The 21,196-nt window shown below is 61.5% G+C and carries 22 protein-coding genes; 2 read left to right on the forward strand and 20 right to left on the reverse strand.

Going from position 1 to position 21,196, the window contains the following annotated elements; all coding sequences use genetic code 11:
- Positions 1-1,341, reverse strand: a complete 1,341-nt coding sequence (locus tag GR138_RS04750; protein ID WP_202402524.1) for an ABC transporter substrate-binding protein — start codon at positions 1,339-1,341, stop codon at positions 1-3.
- 329 nt (positions 1,342-1,670) lie between these two features.
- Here GR138_RS04750 and GR138_RS04755 point away from each other — a divergent pair, with 329 nt between their 5' ends.
- Positions 1,671-2,699: a substrate-binding domain-containing protein gene (locus GR138_RS04755; RefSeq protein ID WP_160857493.1), complete on the forward strand. Its 1,029-nt coding sequence runs from the start codon at positions 1,671-1,673 to the stop codon at positions 2,697-2,699.
- Positions 2,700-2,838: 139 nt separating this feature from the next.
- On the opposite strand, the gene GR138_RS04760 is transcribed toward GR138_RS04755, so the two are convergent.
- Both GR138_RS04760 and folD read right to left on the reverse strand, forming a co-directional pair.
- Positions 2,839-3,777, reverse strand: coding sequence for an IS110 family RNA-guided transposase (locus GR138_RS04760; RefSeq protein ID WP_160857494.1), 939 nt, complete (start codon positions 3,775-3,777; stop codon positions 2,839-2,841).
- A 251-nt stretch (positions 3,778-4,028) separates the two neighbouring features.
- The gene (folD, locus tag GR138_RS04765) at positions 4,029-4,928 is read right to left on the reverse strand and encodes a bifunctional methylenetetrahydrofolate dehydrogenase/methenyltetrahydrofolate cyclohydrolase FolD (RefSeq protein WP_160857495.1); all 900 of its coding nucleotides are present in this window, start codon (positions 4,926-4,928) and stop codon (positions 4,029-4,031) included.
- Positions 4,929-5,466: 538 nt separating this feature from the next.
- Here folD and GR138_RS04770 point away from each other — a divergent pair.
- A complete protein-coding gene (locus tag GR138_RS04770) occupies positions 5,467-6,276 on the forward strand; it encodes a WecB/TagA/CpsF family glycosyltransferase (protein WP_160857496.1) in 810 nt (269 codons plus the stop codon).
- Positions 6,277-6,327: 51 nt separating this feature from the next.
- Here the strand turns inward: GR138_RS04770 and GR138_RS04775 are convergent, their stop codons facing one another.
- The 17 genes from GR138_RS04775 to motC form a co-directional block, all read right to left on the reverse strand.
- Positions 6,328-6,858, reverse strand: coding sequence for a hypothetical protein (locus GR138_RS04775; protein ID WP_160857497.1), 531 nt, complete (start codon positions 6,856-6,858; stop codon positions 6,328-6,330).
- Entirely contained in the window at positions 6,855-7,223 is a 369-nt protein-coding gene (locus GR138_RS04780) for a hypothetical protein (protein WP_160857498.1), read from the reverse strand. Before GR138_RS04780 ends, GR138_RS04775 begins: the two co-directional genes overlap by 4 nt.
- Positions 7,224-7,238: 15 nt before the next feature.
- A complete protein-coding gene (locus GR138_RS04785) occupies positions 7,239-7,793 on the reverse strand; it encodes a rod-binding protein (protein WP_160857499.1) in 555 nt (184 codons plus the stop codon).
- A gap of 275 nt (positions 7,794-8,068) precedes the next feature.
- Complete coding sequence (locus GR138_RS04790; RefSeq protein WP_160857500.1) at positions 8,069-8,467, reverse strand: hypothetical protein; 399 nt, start codon at positions 8,465-8,467, stop codon at positions 8,069-8,071.
- Between the two features lie 2 nt (positions 8,468-8,469).
- Entirely contained in the window at positions 8,470-9,225 is a 756-nt protein-coding gene (fliR, locus tag GR138_RS04795; protein WP_160857501.1) for a flagellar biosynthetic protein FliR, read from the reverse strand.
- Positions 9,222-11,309 carry a flagellar biosynthesis protein FlhA gene (gene flhA / locus GR138_RS04800; RefSeq protein ID WP_160857502.1) on the reverse strand — a complete coding sequence of 696 codons (2,088 nt, stop codon included), beginning with the start codon at positions 11,307-11,309 and terminating at the stop codon, positions 9,222-9,224. The genes fliR and flhA overlap by 4 nt, the downstream gene beginning before the upstream one ends.
- 107 nt (positions 11,310-11,416) lie before the next feature.
- A complete protein-coding gene (gene fliQ, locus GR138_RS04805; RefSeq protein ID WP_069059937.1) occupies positions 11,417-11,683 on the reverse strand; it encodes a flagellar biosynthesis protein FliQ in 267 nt (88 codons plus the stop codon).
- Positions 11,680-12,126, reverse strand: a complete 447-nt coding sequence (gene flgD, locus GR138_RS04810) for a flagellar hook assembly protein FlgD (protein WP_160857503.1) — start codon at positions 12,124-12,126, stop codon at positions 11,680-11,682. Before flgD ends, fliQ begins: the two co-directional genes overlap by 4 nt.
- The gene (flbT, locus tag GR138_RS04815; protein WP_069059939.1) at positions 12,120-12,566 is read right to left on the reverse strand and encodes a flagellar biosynthesis repressor FlbT; all 447 of its coding nucleotides are present in this window, start codon (positions 12,564-12,566) and stop codon (positions 12,120-12,122) included. Before flbT ends, flgD begins: the two co-directional genes overlap by 7 nt.
- Complete coding sequence (flaF, locus tag GR138_RS04820) at positions 12,563-12,916, reverse strand: flagellar biosynthesis regulator FlaF (protein WP_160857504.1); 354 nt, start codon at positions 12,914-12,916, stop codon at positions 12,563-12,565. The genes flbT and flaF overlap by 4 nt, the downstream gene beginning before the upstream one ends.
- 38 nt (positions 12,917-12,954) lie before the next feature.
- Complete coding sequence (locus tag GR138_RS04825) at positions 12,955-14,010, reverse strand: flagellar hook-associated family protein (RefSeq protein ID WP_160857505.1); 1,056 nt, start codon at positions 14,008-14,010, stop codon at positions 12,955-12,957.
- A gap of 3 nt (positions 14,011-14,013) precedes the next feature.
- Positions 14,014-15,426: a flagellar hook-associated protein FlgK gene (flgK, locus tag GR138_RS04830; protein WP_160857506.1), complete on the reverse strand. Its 1,413-nt coding sequence runs from the start codon at positions 15,424-15,426 to the stop codon at positions 14,014-14,016.
- 42 nt (positions 15,427-15,468) lie between these two features.
- Positions 15,469-16,668 carry a flagellar hook protein FlgE gene (locus tag GR138_RS04835; RefSeq protein WP_160857507.1) on the reverse strand — a complete coding sequence of 400 codons (1,200 nt, stop codon included), beginning with the start codon at positions 16,666-16,668 and terminating at the stop codon, positions 15,469-15,471.
- Between the two features lie 100 nt (positions 16,669-16,768).
- A complete protein-coding gene (gene rem, locus GR138_RS04840) occupies positions 16,769-17,443 on the reverse strand; it encodes a transcriptional activator Rem (protein WP_160857508.1) in 675 nt (224 codons plus the stop codon).
- 279 nt (positions 17,444-17,722) lie between these two features.
- On the reverse strand, positions 17,723-18,301 hold the full coding sequence (locus tag GR138_RS04845) for a transglycosylase SLT domain-containing protein (protein ID WP_160857509.1): 579 nt from the start codon (positions 18,299-18,301) through the stop codon (positions 17,723-17,725).
- A complete protein-coding gene (fliK, locus tag GR138_RS04850; RefSeq protein ID WP_160857510.1) occupies positions 18,225-19,877 on the reverse strand; it encodes a flagellar hook-length control protein FliK in 1,653 nt (550 codons plus the stop codon). Before fliK ends, GR138_RS04845 begins: the two co-directional genes overlap by 77 nt.
- Positions 19,874-21,196, reverse strand: a complete 1,323-nt coding sequence (motC, locus tag GR138_RS04855; protein WP_160857511.1) for a chemotaxis protein MotC — start codon at positions 21,194-21,196, stop codon at positions 19,874-19,876. The genes fliK and motC overlap by 4 nt, the downstream gene beginning before the upstream one ends.

Genomic DNA, 21,196 nt, shown 5'->3' on the forward strand with positions numbered 1-21,196 from the left:
TTACTTGATTGCGTCCCAGGACTTCTGGACACCGGCGGCGACATCGGCCGCGGATTTGCCGCCGACGAAGTCGATCATGCCGGTCCAGAACGCGCCCGCGCCGATCTTGCCCGGCATCAGGTCCGACCCGTCGAAGCGGAACGTCGTCGAATTGAGCAGGATCTCGCCCTGCTTCTTCATCGGCGCGTTGGCATAGGCTTCCTGGTTGGCGCTCTTGAAGGGCGTCAGGAAGCTCGTCTGCGCCATCCAGACCTCATGCGCGATCGGCGTCTTGAGGAACTCGATGAAAGCGCGCGCGGCCGGCGTGTCCTTGGTGATCATCGCGAGCGTGCCGGCACCCAGGACCGGGTTGCCGAGCTCCGGCTTGCTGGCATAGGGCGGCATGTAGAAGAAGTCCGCATCCTCGCCGACCACCGTGCCTTCCGGGAAGAAGGACGGGATGAACGATGCCTGGTGGTGCAGGTAGCACTTCGGCGGCGAGGCGAAGAGACCCTTTGGGCTGTCGCGGAAGTCGGTGGAGGCAACGGCTGCCGCGCCGCCATCGACGAACTTGTCGTTCTTGGCGAACCAGCCGAACTCATCGAGCGCGCCGGTCACGGCGGCATCGGTGAACGGGATCTGGTTGGTGACCCACTTGTCGTAGGTTTCCGGTGTTGCGGTGCGCAGCATCAGGTCTTCGACCCAGTCGGTCGCCGGCCAGCCGGTGGCGCCGCCGGAACCAAGGCCGATGCACCAGGGTGTGCCGCCATCGGCAACGATCTGTTCGGTCAGCGCCTTCAGGTCTTCCATGGTCTTGGGCACTTCGTAGCCGGCATCTTCAAAGTTTTCCGGCACGTACCAGACGAGCGACTTCACGTCGATCTTGTAGGGGAAGGCGAAGAGTGCTGCATTGCCGTCCTTGCCCTTATAGGTCGAAAGATCGACCCACGACTGGCCGGCGGCGTAATTGTCGAGCAGCCATTTCTGGGTCTCGTCACCCAGCGGCGAGAGGTAACCCTTGGAGGCGAGGTCGGCGATCAGGCCGGGCTGCGGGAGGATGGCGACATCCGGCGGGCTGCCGGCCTGCGTGTCGATGACGATCTGCTGTTCGTAGTTTTCGGAGGAGGAGTACTTGATCTCGACGCCCGTCGCCTCGGTGAAATAGGCGTAGACGACCTTGAAGAGTGCTTCGTCCTCACCGCGCCAGGGGCCGAAAATGGTCAGCGTCTGGCCCTTAAGGTCATGGCCCTTCTTGAAATCTTCAAAACTCTGCCAGTTGAACTTGGAATCTTCGCCGGGCTTGAACTTCAAATCCGCCGCAGCAGCGCCGCCCGCCATCAAAAGCGCGAGGGCAGCCGTCATCAAAAACGTCTTTTTCACCTGATTTGCCTCCCATAGCAAACCCACCCTCTCCCGGGGCAGGCATCCTCTAAAATACCCCAAAATTCAAAGCGCTTTGGATTTCCTTTCATCCCATTTCCCCCTCGCCCTCGTCAAGTCCCCCCAAATCAATTCACTGCAAATCTGCGGCTTCTGACGCAGTGCAGCGTATTTTTGCGCCGCAAAACGGGCAAATACGCTTTTCCTCCATGATTTGCTGATGTTAGATGCCAAAACGCTTTGGATGAAAATCGGGGAACCATAACGCCAGGGATCCAAAGCGCTTCGACTATATCAAGAAAGCTAAGCATGTGAATCTCAAGCAATTATCGCAGTTGCTGGGCCTGTCTCAGACAACCGTGAGCAGGGCATTGAACGGGTATCCGGAAGTCAACGCGGAAACACGCCAGCGCGTGCTCGATGCCGTGCGGGAGACCGGATACCGACCGAACCGCGCCGCCCAGCGCCTCGCAACGGGCCGTGCCGGCTCGATCGGCCTCGTGATGCCGACGGCCGATGGGATCGAATCCGACGTGCATTTCGGCGAATTCCTGGCCGGCCTCGGCGATGAGGCGGCCAAGCACGATTTCCATTTCGTCATCAATCCGAGCCATCCGGACGAAGAGGTCGCGACCTGCCGGCGGCTGGTGGCGAGCGGCAATGTCGATGCGCTGTTCCTTGCCTATATGCGCGAGAAGGATCCGCGCATCGCCATGATGAAGACCTTGAAAACGCCGTTCGTCGTGCACGGCCGCTCGATCGGCGTGCCGACCGACTATCCGTTTCTCGACATCGACAATACCGGCGCGTTCTACGATGCAGCGCGCCTGCTCGCCCAACTCGGCCACCGGCATTTTGCGCTGTTGAACGGCCCGGACTATCTCGCCTTCTCAATCCGCCGCAAGAAAGGCACCGTGCGCGCGCTTGCAGAACAGGGACTCGTGCTGCGCGAGGACTGCGTGCAGCATTCGCAGATGACGGACGAGCATGGTTTTCGCGCCATGGAACGCTTTCTCCAGCTCGATACGCCGCCGACGGCGGTGCTCTGCTCCAGTACCGTTCTGGCGCTCGGGGCTGTGCGGGCGATCAACCAGGCGGGACTGAAGCTCGGCGTCGACATTTCACTGATCGCGCATGACGACGTGCTGCCCATGCTGAAGCCGGAGAACTTCATGGTGCCGCTGACGACGACCCGCTCGTCGCTGCGCGCCGCCGGCCAGCGCATCGCGCGCCGCCTGATCGCCGGCATCCTGCAGATCGAAACGCTGCCGCAGCAGGAATTGTGGAAGACCGACCTGATCGTGCGGGCTTCAACGGGACCGGCGCCGGCGGGAAAATGAAAAAGGCGCCCCACGGGCGCCTTGGAGTTGCAGTTGAGACCGACAAACCTCTCCTTCGTCATGGTCGGGCTCGACCCGACCATCCATCCAAGCGCGGGACGCGGCTGTGGGTCCTCGGGTCGAGCAACCGTGGACATTGTTATGCGAATGCGGGATCGGAGCGAGCGATAGCATTGAGGATCGTGATGAGCTTTCGCATGGTTGCGACCATCGCGAGCTTGAAGGGTTTGCCGCGCGCCCTGAGCCCTTGATAGAAGCCGGCGAGGACGGGATCCTTGACCTTGACGGCACTGAGGACGGCCATGTAGGCGATGTCGCGCAGGTGTTTTCGCCCGCCGGTACAGCGCCCGTTTCGCTCGCAAGTGCCCGACTGGCGCGCATAGGGCGCGACACCGACAAGGGCTGCGGCAACCTTGGCCGAAACCTTTCCCAGTTCCGGCATGTCGGCCAGCAAAGCCGTGGCCAGAACCGGGCCGACGCCGGTGACCTTGCGAAGCCGGGCATGGCATTGACGCAACCGCGCCACCTTGGCCAGCAAGTCCGTGATCGCCGCATCGAGAGTGGCGATATCCTGTGCGATGGTCGCCAGCCGCTTTTCGATCATTGACCGCACGAGTGGCTCGTCGATGGTGTCGAGCTGGCTGATGAGCCCACTCTTCTCGGCCAGCAGTCGTCGGCGGTGCGCGCTGATCGCACTGAGCCTGCGGCGGTCGCGGTCCGGGGCATAGGGCGTGAGGTCTGCTCGCACCGCCACCAGGTAGCGGGCGATCATGGCGGCATCGATCCGGTCGGTCTTGGCCAATTGACCGATACCGCGGGCGAAGCTGCGCACGCGGGCGGGTGCAACGACATGCGCTTCAACGCCTGCCGCATGAAGACTGTCGGCCAGCCTGCTCTCATAGCCGCCCGAGGCCTCCAGACCGACCGCCACCGGTCCCAGCCCGGCGATGCGCCGAACGAGCTGCGCGATCGCGTCCGATGACGTGCCGCAACGCAGGCTCTCGCCGGCGGGATGGATATGGACGTCGAAGTGGTGTTTGGAAACGTCGATGCCGACAAAAGACAGGTCGTGTATCATGGCCTTGCTCCCAGGCTTGTGGTGCGGGCGAAAGCCCGATCAACCGTTCGGGGTCAAAGGGAGCAGGCAGGGCCTTGCTTGACCTCGGCTGTCTCAAACCAGCCCGAAAGAACGGCCGCCTGCCTGCATCAGCCGGGAAGCGCTTCCCGGCTGATGCGACGAGTAAACCACATCCTCTCCACACAAGCCCGAGGATGACGACGGTGAGGTCTGGAGGGCGTCTCCAAGTCCGCTGAAGGGGTCTGCTTCCCTCAGAACTTCGGCGGCGTCCTGCCGGCTTTGCGGTAGGCGGCGATCACGGTGTTGGCCATCAGCATGGCGATGGTCATCGGGCCGACGCCACCGGGGACCGGGGTGATGGTGCTGGCAACCTTGGCGCATTCCTCGAAGGCGACGTCACCCACCATGCGCGACTTGCCCTCGCCCTTTTCCGGCGCCGGGATGCGGTTGATGCCGACGTCGATGACGGTGGCGCCGGGCTTCACCCAGTCGGCCTTCACCATTTCCGGGCGACCGACGGCGGCGACCAGGATATCGGCGTTGCGGCAGACCCCGGCAAGGTCCTTCGTGCGCGAATGGGCGGTCGTGACGGTTGCGTTCGCAGCCAGCAGCAGCGCGGACATCGGCTTGCCGAAGAGGTTGGAACGACCGACCACCACGGCATTCAGGCCGGAAAGATCGTCGCCGTGGGTGCGGCGCACGAAAACCATGGCACCAGCCGGCGTGCAGGAAACGAGGCCGCCATCGAGGTCGCCGGTCGCCAGCTTTCCGGCATTGACGACATGCAGGCCGTCGACGTCCTTCTCGGGCTTGATCGACTGGATGATCGGATCGGACTTGAGATGTTTCGGCAGCGGCAACTGAACGAGGATGCCGTGGATGTTCGCGTCGGCATTCAGCGTCTCGACCAGCCGGGCAAGCTCTTCCTGCATCGTCTCCTCCGGCAGCGTGTGCTGGATGGAGGTAAAACCGCATTCCTTGGCCATGCGGCTCTTCGACGAGACATAGGCGTGGCTGGCAGGGTCGTTGCCGACGATGACGACGGCGAGGCCGGGCTTGACGCCCGTTTCCTTCTCCAGAGCGGCGGACGCGGACTTCACAGTGTCAATCACGGAAGCGGCAACCTGCTTCCCATCGATAATGGTGGTCACATTTCTCTCCCTGAACGGCGTGCGCCCACTCTACCGGAGCGGCTGCACGACGGAATGGCCTTTTAACGCCCTATGCTGTCCAAAACGGATAATTTCAAGCGCCTCCCCTCGGAAACAACCTGCCCAATTTATTAACACACGCTTTCCTGTCAGCCGTGAGAGGGCGCACCGGTAGCATGAAGGAACCTTTCAAGCCGGCGAAAGAGTCCTTTTTTGAAGCACGGCCTACAAATATTTTTGCGCCAAGAGGGGCATTCAAGGCACACAACCTTCCCACAAACTCAAAGCTTATCAACAGCTTACAATCCTGAAAACCAGCATGGTTAGCAACCCTTAAACCGGGTCGCCGACCTTTTAAAGAATTCCTTAAAAGCCCTTTCAGGGGGAATTGCTAAATCCGCTGACAGCAGCACAAGCATTGCGGGAGCAGCATGAAGCCCTTTCCCACTCACCTCACCGAAAGCACCGCCCGACAAACCATGATGGTCGTCGGGGCTGGCCTTCCTGCGCTTGTGGTCGCGGTACAAGGAGCCCTGCCATGAACCTCGCGTCGGGTAACATCGTTGCGTCACAGCGTGACATACTGGGCCTGCCGGTCTGCGAGCTGGACTGGGCCGACGCCTTCGCCTTTGCCGAGGAGGTGGCGACTATGCCCTTCGGCCAGACCGTCATCGCCTTCATCAACGCCAACAATGCCAACCTGATGATGCGAGACCAGGACTACCGCGCCGTGCTCGAGCGGCAGGTCGTCTTCCCAGACGGCCATGGTGTCGACATCGCCTCCATGGTGTTTCACGGCCGCAAGTTTCCGGCCAACCTCAACGGCACGGACTTCGTGCCGGCATTGCTGACCTACATCACCCGCCCCATGCGCGTCGCCCTGATCGGCACCCGCAAGACGACGCTGATGCGGGCAGCGGAAAACTTCCGCCAGCATGCGCCGTGGCACGAGTTCATCCCGATTTCCGACGGCTTCTTCGACCGCGAAAAGTCCGACGAGATCATGGAGCAGGTCCGCGACGCCAAGGTGGACATCCTGCTGGTCGCCATGGGCAGCCCGGCCCAGGAAAAATGGATCGATCGGCATGTCGGCCCCGGCCATGCGCGGCTGGTTCTCAGCGTTGGCGCGCTTTTCGATTTCGTTGCCGGCGACGTGCGGCGTGCGCCGCTCGGTATCCGTAGGCTGCGGCTCGAATGGCTCTACCGGCTCCTCCAGGAACCGACCCGGCTGTGGCGGCGCTATATCCTCGGTAATCCGGTCTTCCTGTATCACGTCATGCGCTACAAACTGTCGGGCATGGTAGTGAAGCGTCGGCAAGACGACACGGCAAAAGCCGGCCTGCTCTGACGCAGCCGGCTTTCACGAGAATAATCATGCATTTCCTAAGAGCGGTAGGCTTCAGTGCCCGCCGCTCTTTTCCGTTTGCTGCCCGCCCGGAACCTCGCCCTTGAGCAGGGTCACGCCCTTCTTGGGCGCCGGATCCTGCACCGAAGCGGTGGTGATGTAGTCGATCTGCTCGACATAGACATCGGCGATGACATCGGCGCCAAACCGACGATTCAGCCCCTCCTTCACGACGCCCCGGAACGCATCGAGATCGAAACTTCCGGTGTTCGCCACGTCGATCATCTTCTTGCCGACGAGCAGCGTGTAAAGCTCGTCGGTGATCATCTGCGGCAGGGGCACGACCTGCTTTGCAGCAAGCTCCTTGTTCGCCTTGTAGGCAAGCTTGGTCAGCAGATAGCCGTGGACGCCACCATCGCTAATCACCGGAACGGTCGTCGTGTAGCCCGTCACGAATTCCATCGCGGCTTCACGCGCGGCGGCTTCCGTGTCCACCTTGGGCGCCGAGGCCATCTTCAAGGAGAAGTAGACCGAGGCAAGCGTGATGACGAGGATCCAGACGCCGGTGCCGATGAGCTTGATCATGTGCCGTAGCCCAGGCGGAACTGTTCCTGCGAATAGGTGCCGTCGGCCTCGAGGTCCTGCACGGCATTCTTCAGGATGGTGACCACTTCGCGCACCGCATCCAGATGAGCGGACACACGCTGTGCATTGGTGGCGAGCTTTTCACGCACACGGCCGAGCTGAGGCGAGAAGCTGGCCGGGACCTCATCGGGACGCACGTCGCGCGTCAGCATGGAGAGTTCATAGAGGCAGCGGCTCTTGTGGGCGTTCGAGGTCGGCAGATCGAATTCGGGATCGTTGCCGATATTGTCGTTCTCGTTGTCGATGATCGTCTCAAGCCGGCCAAGGACGGTGCGGATTCGGATCTCGTTGCTAGCCTGTTCCATTTTTTTGTTCTCCGCTTACGCTTTGGTGTCTTGTTCTTTGATGCCCGGCGTCAGGTCGGCAAAGACCTTGCGCTGCAGGGCATCAACCATGCCGGTGGCGACACGATCGGTATTCTTGTCCTTTTCGGGAGAAGCGGCGCCAAGGCCGCTGCTCTTGGCAAGGCTCGCGGCGATGCCGATGCCGCCGCCCTTGGACAGCGCTTCGCCGAGCTGGTCGGCCATCATGCCACGCCACATCTCGCCGGCCGTACCCTTGCCGTAAATTTCTTCGCTTTCGGCCGGCATCATGGACTTCACGAAATTCTGCAAAACCATGGTCTCGAATTTGCGCATATGCTCCGGCACAGACTTGCCGTTCACCGCGGAAACCCCGGCAGATGCATGGCTGCTTGCCGAATCCCGGTTGAGAATGCCGACGGCGGCCTGGAAACCGGCGCCCGCTTCGGCAAGGCTCGTCGCCTCGAAGGCAGCCTTGTTCGATTTCAGCTTGGCCTGCGCTTCCTGAACCAGGGTCGGGTCGGCAGCGCGCACGACATCGAGCACCAGATCACTGGGGGGAGAAATTGCCACGTCTAGAGCCTTTCAGGTGGTTCCTGCGCGCCGGACCCGTCCTCATGGCGGTTCGCCGGCTTCTGACCGTTTGGACATCCGGTTTGCCCGCGCCAGACAAGCGGCAGCTTCGGTAAACCTCTTCATCGTCCGGAAGCGACTATCTCTGCTCAACCTTACGGGAGGCTGGTGGCAAATGACGAAGCCGTGACGAGGGCAACCGTGAAATCCACTTTGACGCAAGCTTGATAAGACGACGGTAAATCGCCTTGTCTTACAGAGGCTTGTAGAAAAGCCTATTCCGTACCGCCCTTGTAGGCGATGTGCTGATCGATGAGATCGTAGATCGCATCGTCCGCCGCCTCGCGATCCTCGGCGCTGCGGGCTTCCTTCCTGTGCTCGTCCATGCGGTCGCCCTTGGTGCGTTCGCGCACCACGCGCATCTCGTGCATCTGCTGCACGTTGGCCAGCATCTGGTCCTGTTGCTGGAGTTTGCTGTGCTGGCTGGAATAGTGCTTGGAAAAGCTTCTGTGCACCGGATTGAGCGAATTGATCGCTTCGGCGACGGCGTCCATGGTCTGGGCCACCTCCTCGCGCTGGCGGGTGGTGGTGGCGAGATCGATCTCCGCCATCTTTTCGAGATGGCGCTGCACGTTGACGAGGCGCTTGAGCTTTTCCGAGCGGCTCTGCGCCATCGTCACTCTCCCCTGAAAACCGGAATGAAGCCTGCCGCGAAAATCTCGAGCAGCGAGGAGAGGCCGAAATACAGCAGGAACAGGCCGCCCATGATGATGAAGGGCAGCGAAACGAAGTAGATCGGGATCTGCGGTGCGAGCTTGTTGATGAGGCCGACGGAAACGTTGAACACCAGGCCGTAGAGAATGAAGGGGCTCGCGAGCCGGAGCATGATCATGAAGGTCTGGCTCAGCGTGTCGGTGAGCGTGATCAGCGCGCTCTGCGGATTGAAGCCCGCGCCGAGCGGCATGACGTTGTAGGATTCGATCAGCGCCCTCAAAACGACGTGGTGGAAATCCAGCATGAACAACACCAGCAGGCCGGCAAAGGACAGCAGGTTCGTCAGCTGGTTTTCAGCCGTATCTTCCAGCACGTCGGGCGTCGGCGGCGCGTTAAAGCCCATCATCATGGTCAGCACCGTGCCGGCGAACTGCAGGCCGAGCACGTAGTAGCGGGCGATGAGGCCGATGACCGCGCCGGTCAGCGTCTCGAAGACGATCAGCGTCAGATAGTTCGCGATCGTGCCCGACGACGCACGCGGATAGATCGTGTCCCACAGGATCGGCAGCACGCCCATGGAGATCGCCACCGCCAGGAGCAGCCGGATCTGGACGGAGAGACGTGCCGAGGAAAAGCCCGGCAGCAGCATGAAACACCCGCCGACACGGCAAAAGGCGGCAAACAGCGCCAGCACCGTGCCCTGCGGGTCCGTTATCATGAAATGGAGCCGAGGATCTTGATCTCGATGCCCTTGGCGAGCTCGACATGCGAGAGGACCGGCAATGTGGCAAACAGGCGCTCGATGATCATGCGCACATATGTACGGGATTCGGGCGATGTGACCAAGACAAACGGCGTGCCGCGGTCCAAAAACTCGCGGATAACCCGGGTCGCCTGCTCGGAGAACTCTTCGAGCTGGCGCGGATCGATGTCGAACTCGACGATTTCACCCTTCGAGTCGCGCTTCAGCGCCTGGTGGAAGACCATGTCCCACTTGTTGCCGAGGCGAAGCACCGGCAGCACGCCATTGTCGGTGAGGTCGCCGCAGATCTGCTGCGCCATGCGGATGCGGACATGTTCGACGATCTGCTCGGTCTTGCGCACATGCGGCGCCAGTTCGGCAACCGCTTCCAGAATGAGATGCAGGTTGCGGATGGAGACGCGCTCGGCAAGCAGCAGTTTCAGTACGGCCTGCAGGCCGGAATAGGACATGTGAGACGAGCAGATTTCGTCGGCGAGCTTGCGGTATTCCGGATCGAGGCGCTCGATCAGCACCTTCACATCCTTGTAGGACAGAAGCTGCGGTAGGTTGTTACGGATGACTTCGGACAGATGCGTCAGCACGACCGAAACGTTGTCGATCGGGTGGAAACCTTCGCGGCGCAGGTCGTCGGCAAAGGTTTCGAGGATCGACACGGCCGGCATGCCGAAAGCGGGTTCGCGGATATCGTCGCCCGGAACACTCGGCTTGCGACCACCGCCGGTGACCACCAGCACTTCGCCGACACGCACGATGTTCGATGCGATCGTCGTGCCGTGAATACGGATCTGGTAGGACTTGTCGGGGATCGAGATGTCGTCGGACACCTTGATTTCCGGCACGACGAAGCCGTACTGCCCGGCAAACTTCTTGCGCATCTTGCCGACACGGAAGGCGAGTTCCTGGTGCGCGCCGAGCAGGCGCGTGGAGACCTGCTTGCCGAGCAGCAGTTCGATTTCGGCCGTCTTCAGCACGGACTTGACCGAATCCTTCTCCTGATCGCGCGTCTGCTGGACCTGCTGGGCTTCCGCTTCGCGCTTGACGCGGTTTTCCTCGGCGATGCGGCGCGGGATCATCCATGCGCCGAACGCCATGAGACCGCCGAGCGCCATGAAGGGAAAGAACGGCAGGCCGGGAATGATGGCCAGGAGGATCATCAGGCCGGCGGCAACGAAGAGCGCGCGCGGATAGCCGGAAAGCTGGTTGACGACGGCCTGGTCGGTGGAGCCCGCCGTGCCGCCGCGCGAGACGATAAGGCCGGCAGCAAGCGAAACGATGAGGGCCGGGATCTGCGACACGAGACCGTCGCCGACGGACAGCTTGACGAAGACGTCGGCTGCCTCGCCCAGTTCCATGCCATGGCGGAAATAGCCGATGATGATGCCGCCGAACACGTTGATGGCGGTGATGAGCAGGCCGGCGATGGCATCGCCGCGCACGAATTTCGACGCACCGTCCATCGAACCGAAGAAGGAGCTTTCCTCTTCCAACTCGCGGCGGCGCAGCTGCGCCTGCTTCTCGTCGATCAGGCCTGCGGAGAGGTCGGCGTCGATCGACATCTGCTTGCCGGGGATGGCGTCGAGGGTGAAGCGCGCGCCGACTTCCGCGATACGCGTCGCACCCTTGGTGATGACGATGAAGTTCACCACGATGAGGATCATGAAGACGATGATACCGATGACAAAGTCACCGGACATGACGAGGCTGGCGAAGCCGGCGATCACGCCGCCCGCCGCATCGTGTCCCTCGTTGCCGTGCGAGAGGATGACGCGCGTCGTCGCGATGTTGAGCGCGAGGCGTATCATCGTGGCGATCAGCAGCACGGTCGGGAAGGACGAGAATTCCAGCGGCCGCTGGATCCACAGCGACACCATCAGGATCAGCACCGAAAAGGCGATGGAAAACGCCAGGCCGATATCGATCATGAAGGGCGGAATGGGCAGGAAGAGGATCGACAGGATCGTCAGGATGCCGACGGCGAACGCGATATCGCGGCCATTCGGGCTGACCTTCGGAATATTGATTGCCGGTACCTGCGCCATCTGAATGCTTCCCGTCTCATCATGAGAGGCTGCGGCGCGTCACACGCACCGCCCATTTCACCTCATGACCTACAGGCCGAAGCTTGCGCGAAGGTTGGGAAAACCGACTAGAAGCCGCTTTCTATGCGGGAAAAGACGAGATCGGTAAAAATGGAGATCTGGGCGCCGATGAAGGGGGCCGAGATGGCGATCGTCACGAAGATCGCGAGGATTTTCGGCACGAAGGTGAGGGTCATTTCCTGCACCTGGGTCAGCGCCTGCACAAAGGCAATGGCGACGCCCACGATCATGGCGGCAAGCACGGCCGGGCCGGAGGCCGCGATGACCGTCCAGATGGCTGCCTGCGCTATATCGAGGGCGTCTGCCTCATTCACGTTTTGGTATCGCTCTTTCCGTCGCTGATCTTCACGCCAGGCCCGATAACGAGGGTCTTGCCCGAATCAAGCTTCGCTACGATGCCGTCATTGTATAGTGTCACTTCCTTCACCACACCAGTGATCTTGCCGTCTTCGCTGGTAACGGTGCGGCCGATCACGGAGTTGGCTTCCTGCAGCGACGTGCGCTGGAGCAGGCTTTCCAGATTCTTGTTCGTCTTAACCGTCTGCTCGACCTGCGAGAAGGTCGCAAGCTGCGACATCTGCTGAGTCGCATCCATCGGCTCGGTCGGGTCCTGGTTCTTCATCTGCGCCACGAGCAGCTTCAGGAAGCTCTCGTATTGCAGCGTCGTGGACTTCTCGTCCGTCGACGATTCCGAACCCGAGACAGAGGGCGTATAGGGCGTGTTGGCGCTCGACGCGGCGCCGACGGGCGTTACCATGGTGCGATCTCCCTGCGGATCTGTTCGATCGTGGCCGGTGCCATTTCGTGATTGTTGAGAATGCGGTCCTCGAGCGGGTAGAGCCCGCGGATCGCCTTCAGCGCTTCAAAGACGCGGTCCTGGGTGACGAGTGCATCGACACGCTTCAGCTCGGCCAGAACCTCTTCGTTCTTGAAGCAGGAGAGCAGCATGATGACCGACTTGCGGAACATGGCGATCGACTGTTCGGCGCCTTCCGGGTTGATCAAGGCCATCTGCGCGATGAAATAGAGCTGGCGAAGCGGCGTCGTCGCCTGTTCCGGCTGGAGAACATGGTTCTCCAGAAGGAATGTGACATCGTTGAGGAACTCGACGGCCACCTTGCGGTCGACCCTCAAAACAGCGCCGTTGACGAAAATGCGCTCACCGGACTTCAGGGATATACGCAGGGTACTTTTCATTTGATGCCATCCTTGATGATGGTGGTGATGTCGATGATGCCCTGGAAGTTCGTCGATTCGCGTTTGCGGATCTTTTCGATTTCCTTGAGAATCCAGATTGCAATGGAGATGAGATTGGCCCTCAGCTCGTCGTCGAGCTGGTTCTCCGGGTTTCCGAGGTCTTCGATGAAGCGGATCCAGACGCGGCGCGTGAAGTAAATGGCCTCCACCGCCTCCTTGCCGTAGTTGCCGCCATCGGACGCCATTGCCGCCTTGAGGAGCGCGATCGAACGGTCGAGAACCTGTCGTTCCCGATCTTTCGAGACGGCGACGCCCTCCTCCATGATCTCGGCATATGAAAACTGGTACATTCAGACATCCTTCATGTGTGTCCGTACCCTCTGGTTCATCAGAGGTAATTCAGCAGGCTCAGGTTCTGGATCCTCGACGTCAGCGTGTAGGCGAGCGAAAGCTGCGATTCGAGCGTGGTGACACGCGTGGCCGCCTCGTAGGTATCGATCCCTTCCATGTCCTTGATGCTGTTGCTCAGAATGGTGATCTGGGCACCGAGCGAGGTGTTGGCCTGGGCAACACGCGCTTCGGAGATGCCGAGCTTGCTGCGCTCGCCGTCAATGCCGGAAATCGCCCTGCCCATATAGTCGATCGACGCGTCGCTGACGACTTTGCGCGCGCTTTCACTGATGTTGAGCGCCAGCAGTTCCTGTCCCAGCACGAGGCCGAGCGCCATGTAGCGCATGCCATCCGTGTTGGTGTTGGTCGAACTCTGCACGGTCTCCGATGTGCTGACGCGGCTTTCCATGTTCTCGCTGGACGCGTTCGACCAGTCGTTCTCCCAATCCACACCCGTGAAGCTCGATTCGAGCGTGTCGATGAAGGACTGCATGTCCGCCGGATCGATGGTGGCGACAGCATTGTCGTCCTGATCGAAGCCGAAATGCGCGAGGAAGGCGGCGTCGAATTCGGCCTTGGCGTCCGAAACGGGCGATTCCTGGAAATAGTCGTTGAGCGGCATCACGTCGGAATTGATGCCGGCGAAGAGATACTCGCCGCTGAAGGACGTGTTTGCAGCCGCCGTAAACGTCTGGAGGGCGCTGCCGAGGTTCTTCTGCGCCAGTTGAAGCTGATCGGCGGAGGTGATGCCGGAGAGTGCGATCAACACACCCATGGCGTCGTTTGCCGCCGTCGACATCGTGCCCAGGGCTTCCTGCGAGGCAGAGAGGCGCTGCGTGGTGAGCGCGTTCGTGCTTTTCAGCGATTCCATCCGCTGGAGATCGCGGTGCAGGTTGAGCGTGCGTGCGGTCTTGGCGCCGAGAACTGCACCGACGTCCGAATGACGCCCGGTGACGCTTTCCTCCTGGACTTTCAGCATCTCCTTCTGCGCGGTGGCCACGGTGAGCCGCATCGCATTCTGGAGGGACATGTTCGAAACGAAAGAAGCCTTCATGCCTTAGCCCGCCGCTTGGAGAAGCGCTGCGATCATCTCATCGACCGCTGCCACGAGTTTCGCCGACGCCTTGTACGACTGCTCGAGGTCGAGAAGCAGCGCGAGCTCCTCATCGAGGCTGACGGCAGTCACATTCAGGAGGGCTTCCTGGGTGCGGCCGAGAAGCGCCGACTTGTCGTCGCCCGCCGTCGTCGCCGCACTGCGAAGCTGCTCCACCCAGCCGACTGATGACGTGCCGAAGGCCAGGATGGTCGCAGACGTGTCGATTGCGGCATCCGGATGAAAGGTCATCGGCGCCTCGAAAGCGGACGCATAACCGTTCAGCAGCTCGGAGAAGCTCGCATTGTTGTCGACGTTGTAGTTGGTGTTGATGCCGTCGCGGAGCAGCATCGGATTGCCGCCCTCGTTCGATATGACATCGGGGTTCACGCGGATGACGGTGGAGAGGCCCGGATCCGTCAGCGCCGGCAGGCCGTTGCTGATGAACAGGCCCTCGTCCGTGCCTTCCGAGAACATCGTGATGACGCCACGGGCAATTTCGTCGAGCTGCTTCTGGAAGGTCGGCGCGGCATGGTCACGGATCTGCAGCAGGGCTGCGATCGAGCCTTGGGCGCTTGTGTTGCCGCCGGCGCCGGCCTGGATGGCGACACCGTCGATATAGACCTGATTGCCAGTCACGGCCGCCGTATAGGTTGGCGTCGGCGCGAAGGTCACCGTCCGTGCGGTGGTCTCGAAGAGAACGGTGCCGTCGCTCGTATAGAGCGCGAGATCGTTGTTCGTCCGCTTCATGGTGCTGACGCCGACGATCGACGAGATCTGGGTCAGCAGCTTGTCGCGCTGGTCGAGCGCGTCGTTGACGTCCGTACCGGCCGCGGTGCCCTGCTTGACCTGGTCGTTGTAGGTCTTGAATTCCTTGAGCAGGCGGTTGAGTTCCGTGACCGAAGTCGCGATGTCGGAATCCGCTTCGGCGCGCAGTTTCTGAAGCGCCTGCGAGGTGGTGTTCAGCGAATTGGCGACGTCGATTGCATCCGCCACGACCGTCTCGGCGAGCGAGACTTCGTTCGGCTTGTCGGCGAAGGTCTGGAGATTGTCGCGCAGCTTGGCAAGGTAGGTGGACGGGGCGAGTTCGTAGTCCTCGCCGCCGAGCATCGTCTTCATCCGCGTCAGGCCGGACAGCAGCGTATCCTGCCCGGCGGACTTGGAGATGCTGAGCAGGTTCTGCTTCAGCAGCGCTTCGTTCTGGGCACGCTGCGTTTCGACCACCGACGCGCCGGTCGCCGCCGTGGCGAGGATGGCCGAGCGGCGTGCGTAGGCCGTGTCGCTTGCATTGGCAATGTTCTTCGACGCGACGGCCGATTGCAGGCCGACGTTGGAGAAGTTGGACTGAGCAGTCTTCATTGCTGCTGAAAGCGACATCGTTGCTACCTAACTCTGGAATGCACGCGGTTTTAAGCCGCCTTATCTCTTGAGGTTGACGAGGACTTCCATGAGTTCCGAGCCGGTCTGGAAGACCTTCGAGTTCGCCGTGTAGTTACGCTGCGACTCGATCATGCTTGTCAGTTCTTCGGCGATGTCGACGTTGGAGTCTTCCAGCGCGCCGGAGATGATGCTGCCGTAGCCGTTGGTGCCGGCATAACCCATGACGACGACGCCGGATTCGTTGCTCTGCGAATAGACGTTGCCCGGCAGCGGCTTCAGGTTGTCGGGGCTCTGTACCGACGCCATGGCGATGCGGTACTTCGGCGTCAGTTCGCCGTTGCTGTATTTCAGCGAGACGATGCCGTCGTCGCTGATTTCGTAACCGGTCACCTTGCTGGCGCCGTTGCCGTCGATCTTGCCGTTGGACACGTCGAAGGCGGAGGCAAGCTGGCTCGAGCCACCGACAGTGATGGAGAGCGCGTTCAGGTTTGCTCCGTCGATGACCTGCGCCGTCGTGGTGATCGTCGCGGGCGACGGCGTCAGAAGCTGGCCTTCCGAATCGAAGGTCATGGCGATCGGACCGGCAATCGTGGTGCCGTCGTAGCTCGCTTCCACGGACCAGGCATTGTCGGCGGTCTTCGTGTAGGTGAACTCGATCAGACGCGTGTTGCCCTGGCTGTCATAGGCAACGAGCGAGGTGGTCTTCTCGTAACCGACTTCTTCGTTGGACGGCAGGTTGACGTCGAGCGCACCGGCGGTCGAACCCTTGGCGTTCAGCGCGCCGGACGACAGGTTGATCTGCTGCAGGCCATCGAAGCCGTTGACGACGATCGTCGGATCTTCGGTCGAGGAATATTCGTAGCCCATCAGCGTGTAGCCGGCGGAATTCTGCAGCGAGCCGTCGTCCATCATGGTGAAGGCGCCGGCGCGGGTCATGTATTCCTGACCGTCCGTCCCTTCGACGATGAAGAAACCCTTGCCGTTGATGGCAAGATCCGTCGCGGAGGTGGTGTAGGTGAAGGTGCCCTGCGCGGAGATGGAATAGCGCACGTCCGTGGTGACGCCGCCCGAATTATAGGCGCCGCCCGTCGAAGGCAGGATCAGGGAGGAGAACTGGGTCGAGGCCTTCTTGTAGCCCGTCGTATTCGCGTTGGCGATGTTGTCGGCAACCGTGCTCAGGCGGTTAGCCTGTGCGTTCATGCCGGAAACACCCGTTCTCATCGTGCCGTAAAGACTCATGTCATATCCCCGTTCGTCTCGTACTTCGACCCTATGGGACGGGCCTTGCGTGAAGCTGGCTGCCGGGGTCCGCCTTCCCCGCCAACCGGCGATCTCGATCTCAGTTTTGCCAGTCGATGCAGTAACCAAGGAAACGCTTGGAATCGATCGGGTCGAAACCGAGCTTCTTGCGCAGTTTCTTGCGCAGCTTGCTGATGTGACTTTCGACGACGTTTTCCTCGACGTCCTCGTCGAAGATCCCGTAGATCGCGTTGAAGATCTGGGTCTTGGAAAGCCGGCGACCGCGGTTGGCGACCAAGTATTCCAGGATGCGGCGCTCGCGGCGCGGCAGCGGGAAGACGTCGTCGTTGATTTCCGGATCGCGTCCATCCGAGAAGACACGGATCGGGCCGATTTCGGTGAAATTGGTGAGCGCCTTCAGACGGCGCCGGATGGCCGCCGCACGGGCCAGGATTTCCCGTGGATGAACCGGCTTGCGCACGACGTCATCGACACCGCTGTCGAACAGCGCAAGGGTGTTTTCGAGGGACGGTGTATCGCTGACCGCGATCACCGGGGCCTGGGTACGATCCCGGATGGCCCGCGGCAGCTCCATATGGAGCTGGCTCTGACCAATCAGGAATGCCTCGACCGCATCGATGTCCGAATCGGCGGCGGTCGTAACCCACTCGCCGAATTCACGGGGATCGAACCCCGTCGAGGGCACGCCCTCGCGACCAAAAAGAGAAGTATAGCCGTCTTTCACGAGCTCGCGCTCATCAACCACTACGATCATTCGTCCGCCTCCGAATCAGTGTGGTGCTTCGTTCGGGCAGTGGTACGAATCGGGCGATTCACCGGCAACTAGAGGAAGTGACTGGGTGAATTTAATAATTGATTAAGAATTGCGTGCCGATTTGGTCTACATATAGTAGGACCAATCGGCCATTGCCACAATTTTATGGTGGAAAAGTTAACAAAGGTTAACGACCGCCCTTGTCGCTCTAAAACAGGGCGCATTGTTGCCACATTACGGAACAGATTTCCGAAAGAATAAATTCAACCTTTAGTCGAATTATTGGCAGAACTGTTTCGCGTTCTGAGTCCAGCTTCCATAGCCCGTTGCAACCAAGTTGGCGATCACCCGGCAGACATATCGCTTTTGCGCCGGATCGTTGTTCGGCCCCGCATGATAGCGGGCAACGGCCATCGTCCAGGTTTCGTGCCGGGCATGAAGACGCGCCAGAAACGCCGCCGCATATTCGACGTTCTTGCGTGGGTCGAACATCTCCGCCGGCGATGCGAACTGGTCGCCGTGGAAATGGTGGTTGATCTGCATGCAGCCGAGATCGATCAGTTTTGCGCCGCGGGCACGCGCGGCCTCGAATGCCTGCAGGGCATCCTGCCGGTCCTGGCCGAAGAACGCCTTGCCCTCGATGTTCATGGCATAGGGCTGCAACGAGCCCTTGCGGCCGGTCTCGGTGAGGCCGACCGAATAGAGGATCCCGGCAGGAATATCGTATTTGGCGGCGGCGGCGAGAATCTCCCGTTCGCAACTGCCGACGGCGGCTTCAGCGTCAGAGGTAGACGCCGCCAGAACGCAGAGACTGGCTGCCAGCGACGCCAGCAGCATTGTCCGACGTGTTGCCTTCATGGGATGCTTCCTCGCGTGAGAAACTGCGTGCAGACTGCCCTTCGGCGCCCTGGCGGCCATTGCCGCCCTCGCGGGCCTGCGGCTGGCTGGAGAACTGCGGCTGCTGTTGCTGGCTCTGTCCGTCGCCCTGCTGTGCATCCGCGCCTCTGTCGGCCGAGGTAAACTGGACGCTGACCTGGTCGACGGCAAAACCCTGATCGCGCAGGGCCTTGACCATAGCGTCCTGGTCCTCGCTGAGCTGGCGGTAAGCCTCCCCCGTCTGCACTTGAAGCGAGACGACCAGTGTGTCGCCATGCAGCCTCAGCGTCGCCGTGACGAGACCGAGTTCGATCGGATGCATCTGGATCTTCAGCGTGTTGACGACCTTGCCGGTCATGGCCTCGTGCGGTTGCAGGAGGCTACCGGTCGAACTGAGCGACGCCGCCCAGGACGGGTCCTGTGTGAGCGCCGTCGTCACGGCCGCCGAATTGCCCGTCGACGCAAGGCCGATATACCGACGCGCATCGACCACCGTCACCGTTTCGCCTTTCGGGCCCGTCGTATTGGCGTCACGAACGGTCGTGCGCTCGCCGTCGACGGAAATGCTCATGTCGACGTCGCGGCCCTTGCCGTCGGCCCGGATCAGCCGGAAGAGCTGATCGGCATCGGATTCCGACTTGGTTGCGGCCATGTCGACAGCAGCCGCATCGGCATGCGTCGCATCATCCGCCAGGGCCGAGGAGACATCGGCGTGGATATCGACGAGGTCCGCCGCCTTGCCATCCGGCTGCTCGTCGCCAGTCTGCCCGCCTGCCGCGGCCGCGATCGCCTGGCCATTGGTCATGGCCTGCGCGGCGGCATTCGGAGCAGCGAGAAGCGCCAGCAGATTGCCGACATCCACGGCGTTGCCGGTATCCGGCACGGCGCCGGCTTCGACATCCGCGGCCTTGTCGGATTTGCGGTCGGTGGACTCGTTCTTGACCCTGCCCTGTGTTTCGGCCGGCAGTTTCTCAGCCGACTTGTCGGCAAGATCATGAAATACCGGGACCTTTTCGTCCAGGATCTTGTCTGTTTTCGCGATCGGGTCGCCATCGCGCCGCGTCGCGGCCTTTGTTCCGCTGTCGACATCCGCTTTCCCACCGGAAATGACCCCGGCCTTTTCACCGGGTACAGCATCGGTCGGCACAGCACGGTCCGGCTTGGCATCACCTGGCAGAGCGTCACCAGGCACAGCCTTGCCTGTCGGGATCTTTAAGCCAGCGAGTTCATCAGACCTGACAGCAGCCTTTTCGGCCCCCTCGGCGCCGGCCCTGCGCAGCGCTTCAGCAATGCCGGGCAGGTTCGAACTCGACGTCCTGACCCGCGTATCACCAGTCTGCTCGGCCGGTACGGAGCGCGCCGCAGCACCAGCGGTTTGGATCGACAGGTTGGCGCCCTTGCGGCCTCCCTCGCCTCCACGACCGGCAAGGTTTGCCACGGTGCTGGCGAAATCGCCAGTTTTGGGAACGGTCCCCGCGGTCTTCGCGTATCCGACCTTGTTCTTCGCCGACGCCTGGTTCTGCGCGGCACCCAAAATTCCGTTCGCGGTGTTGCTCAACTGCCTTCTCCTTTCAAGAGCGCGTCGATCTCGTCGAGCTTGGACCGGCCACTCGATACGAATGTATCGAACGCCGGATCAATGCCCGTCTCCGCCGCCTGCTCTTTCTTCTTCTCGTCCGGCTCGGCGGCGGTGGCGATCGGGGTTTCCCCCGCGCCTGCCTGCGGATCCATCGACCGCTCCGCCGTTTCCGCCTCATTCAGGCCCGCATAGGACGCGTCTTCGGACTGTTCCGGCACCGCGGCCGCCTCTGTTTCGGTCAGCGCCGCCTGTGGTGCGCGCAGCACCTCTTCGGCAACCGCCTTGGCCGCAGCCTTCAAGGCGCGGTCCTTCTCGGAAAGCCTGTCGTCCGGAATGGCGATGATGGATTCCATGGCAGACGAGACATCGCCGGAGGGAACCGAGGCCAGCCCGGAATAGAGATCGGCCAGGACCCGCGGCGTATTCTCCCCGTCCTCGGACAGCATCTGCGCGCGTTCGGCGGCGAGCGAGGCGAGTTTGTTCTTGCCCGAGATCGCGGCGAGCCGCGCCATGCGCAGATAGACCTCCCGCTGCCGCGGCACATCCATGAAGGACAGGACCTCGAGAATATCCTCTTCCTTGATCGCCTCGAAATGATCGACGGCGAGCTTCACGAAGAGGTCGGCGAACTGGCTGGCATAGGGCGAGCGCAGGTAGCGCCGCGCGTAGCGGTTCGCATAGACCATGCTCTTGTCGATCCAGCCGGCCTCGCTCGTGACATAGACCGAGCGGCGCAGTGCCGCCTCTTCGACGATCGTGCCGGGGGCCACCAGCCGCGCCCAATCGAAATAGGTCAGCGCCAGCGCGGGATCCTTGCGGATGACCGAGTTAGCGGACACCAGCGCCAGATAGGGGCCGACCCGCGCGCGTTTGTATTCCGGAAAGATGTCGGCCAGCGACTTCACGCTCTGGCTGCCGCGGCCGCTCAGATAACTGCGCAGCGCATCGGTGAGGCGGGAATCGAAATGACCGTCGACATCCCGCTTGATGAGAAGCTCCAGCGTCTCCGGGTTGCCGCCGCTCATGGCGTAGACGAGTGCTGCGTCCACGTTGCGAGGGTCATCGAAAATCGCGGCGTCCGCCGTGCGAAACCGTTCGTCGATGGTGGACAGCAGAAAGCGCTGCATCTCCATTGCGGAATGGTCGCCGAGCGCCACCGTGTCCTGCACATATTGCAGCGAACGGATCATCTTGTAGGGCGCGAGATCGTCGAGATCCTCCGCGCAGGCGGGCGTGGCCGCGGAAGCAATGCCGCAGAGGACCGAACCCATCAGAAAGAGGCGCCGCAACCGGTCCAT

The organism is Shinella kummerowiae (assembly GCF_009827055.1).
Classification (GTDB): domain Bacteria; phylum Pseudomonadota; class Alphaproteobacteria; order Rhizobiales; family Rhizobiaceae; genus Shinella; species Shinella kummerowiae.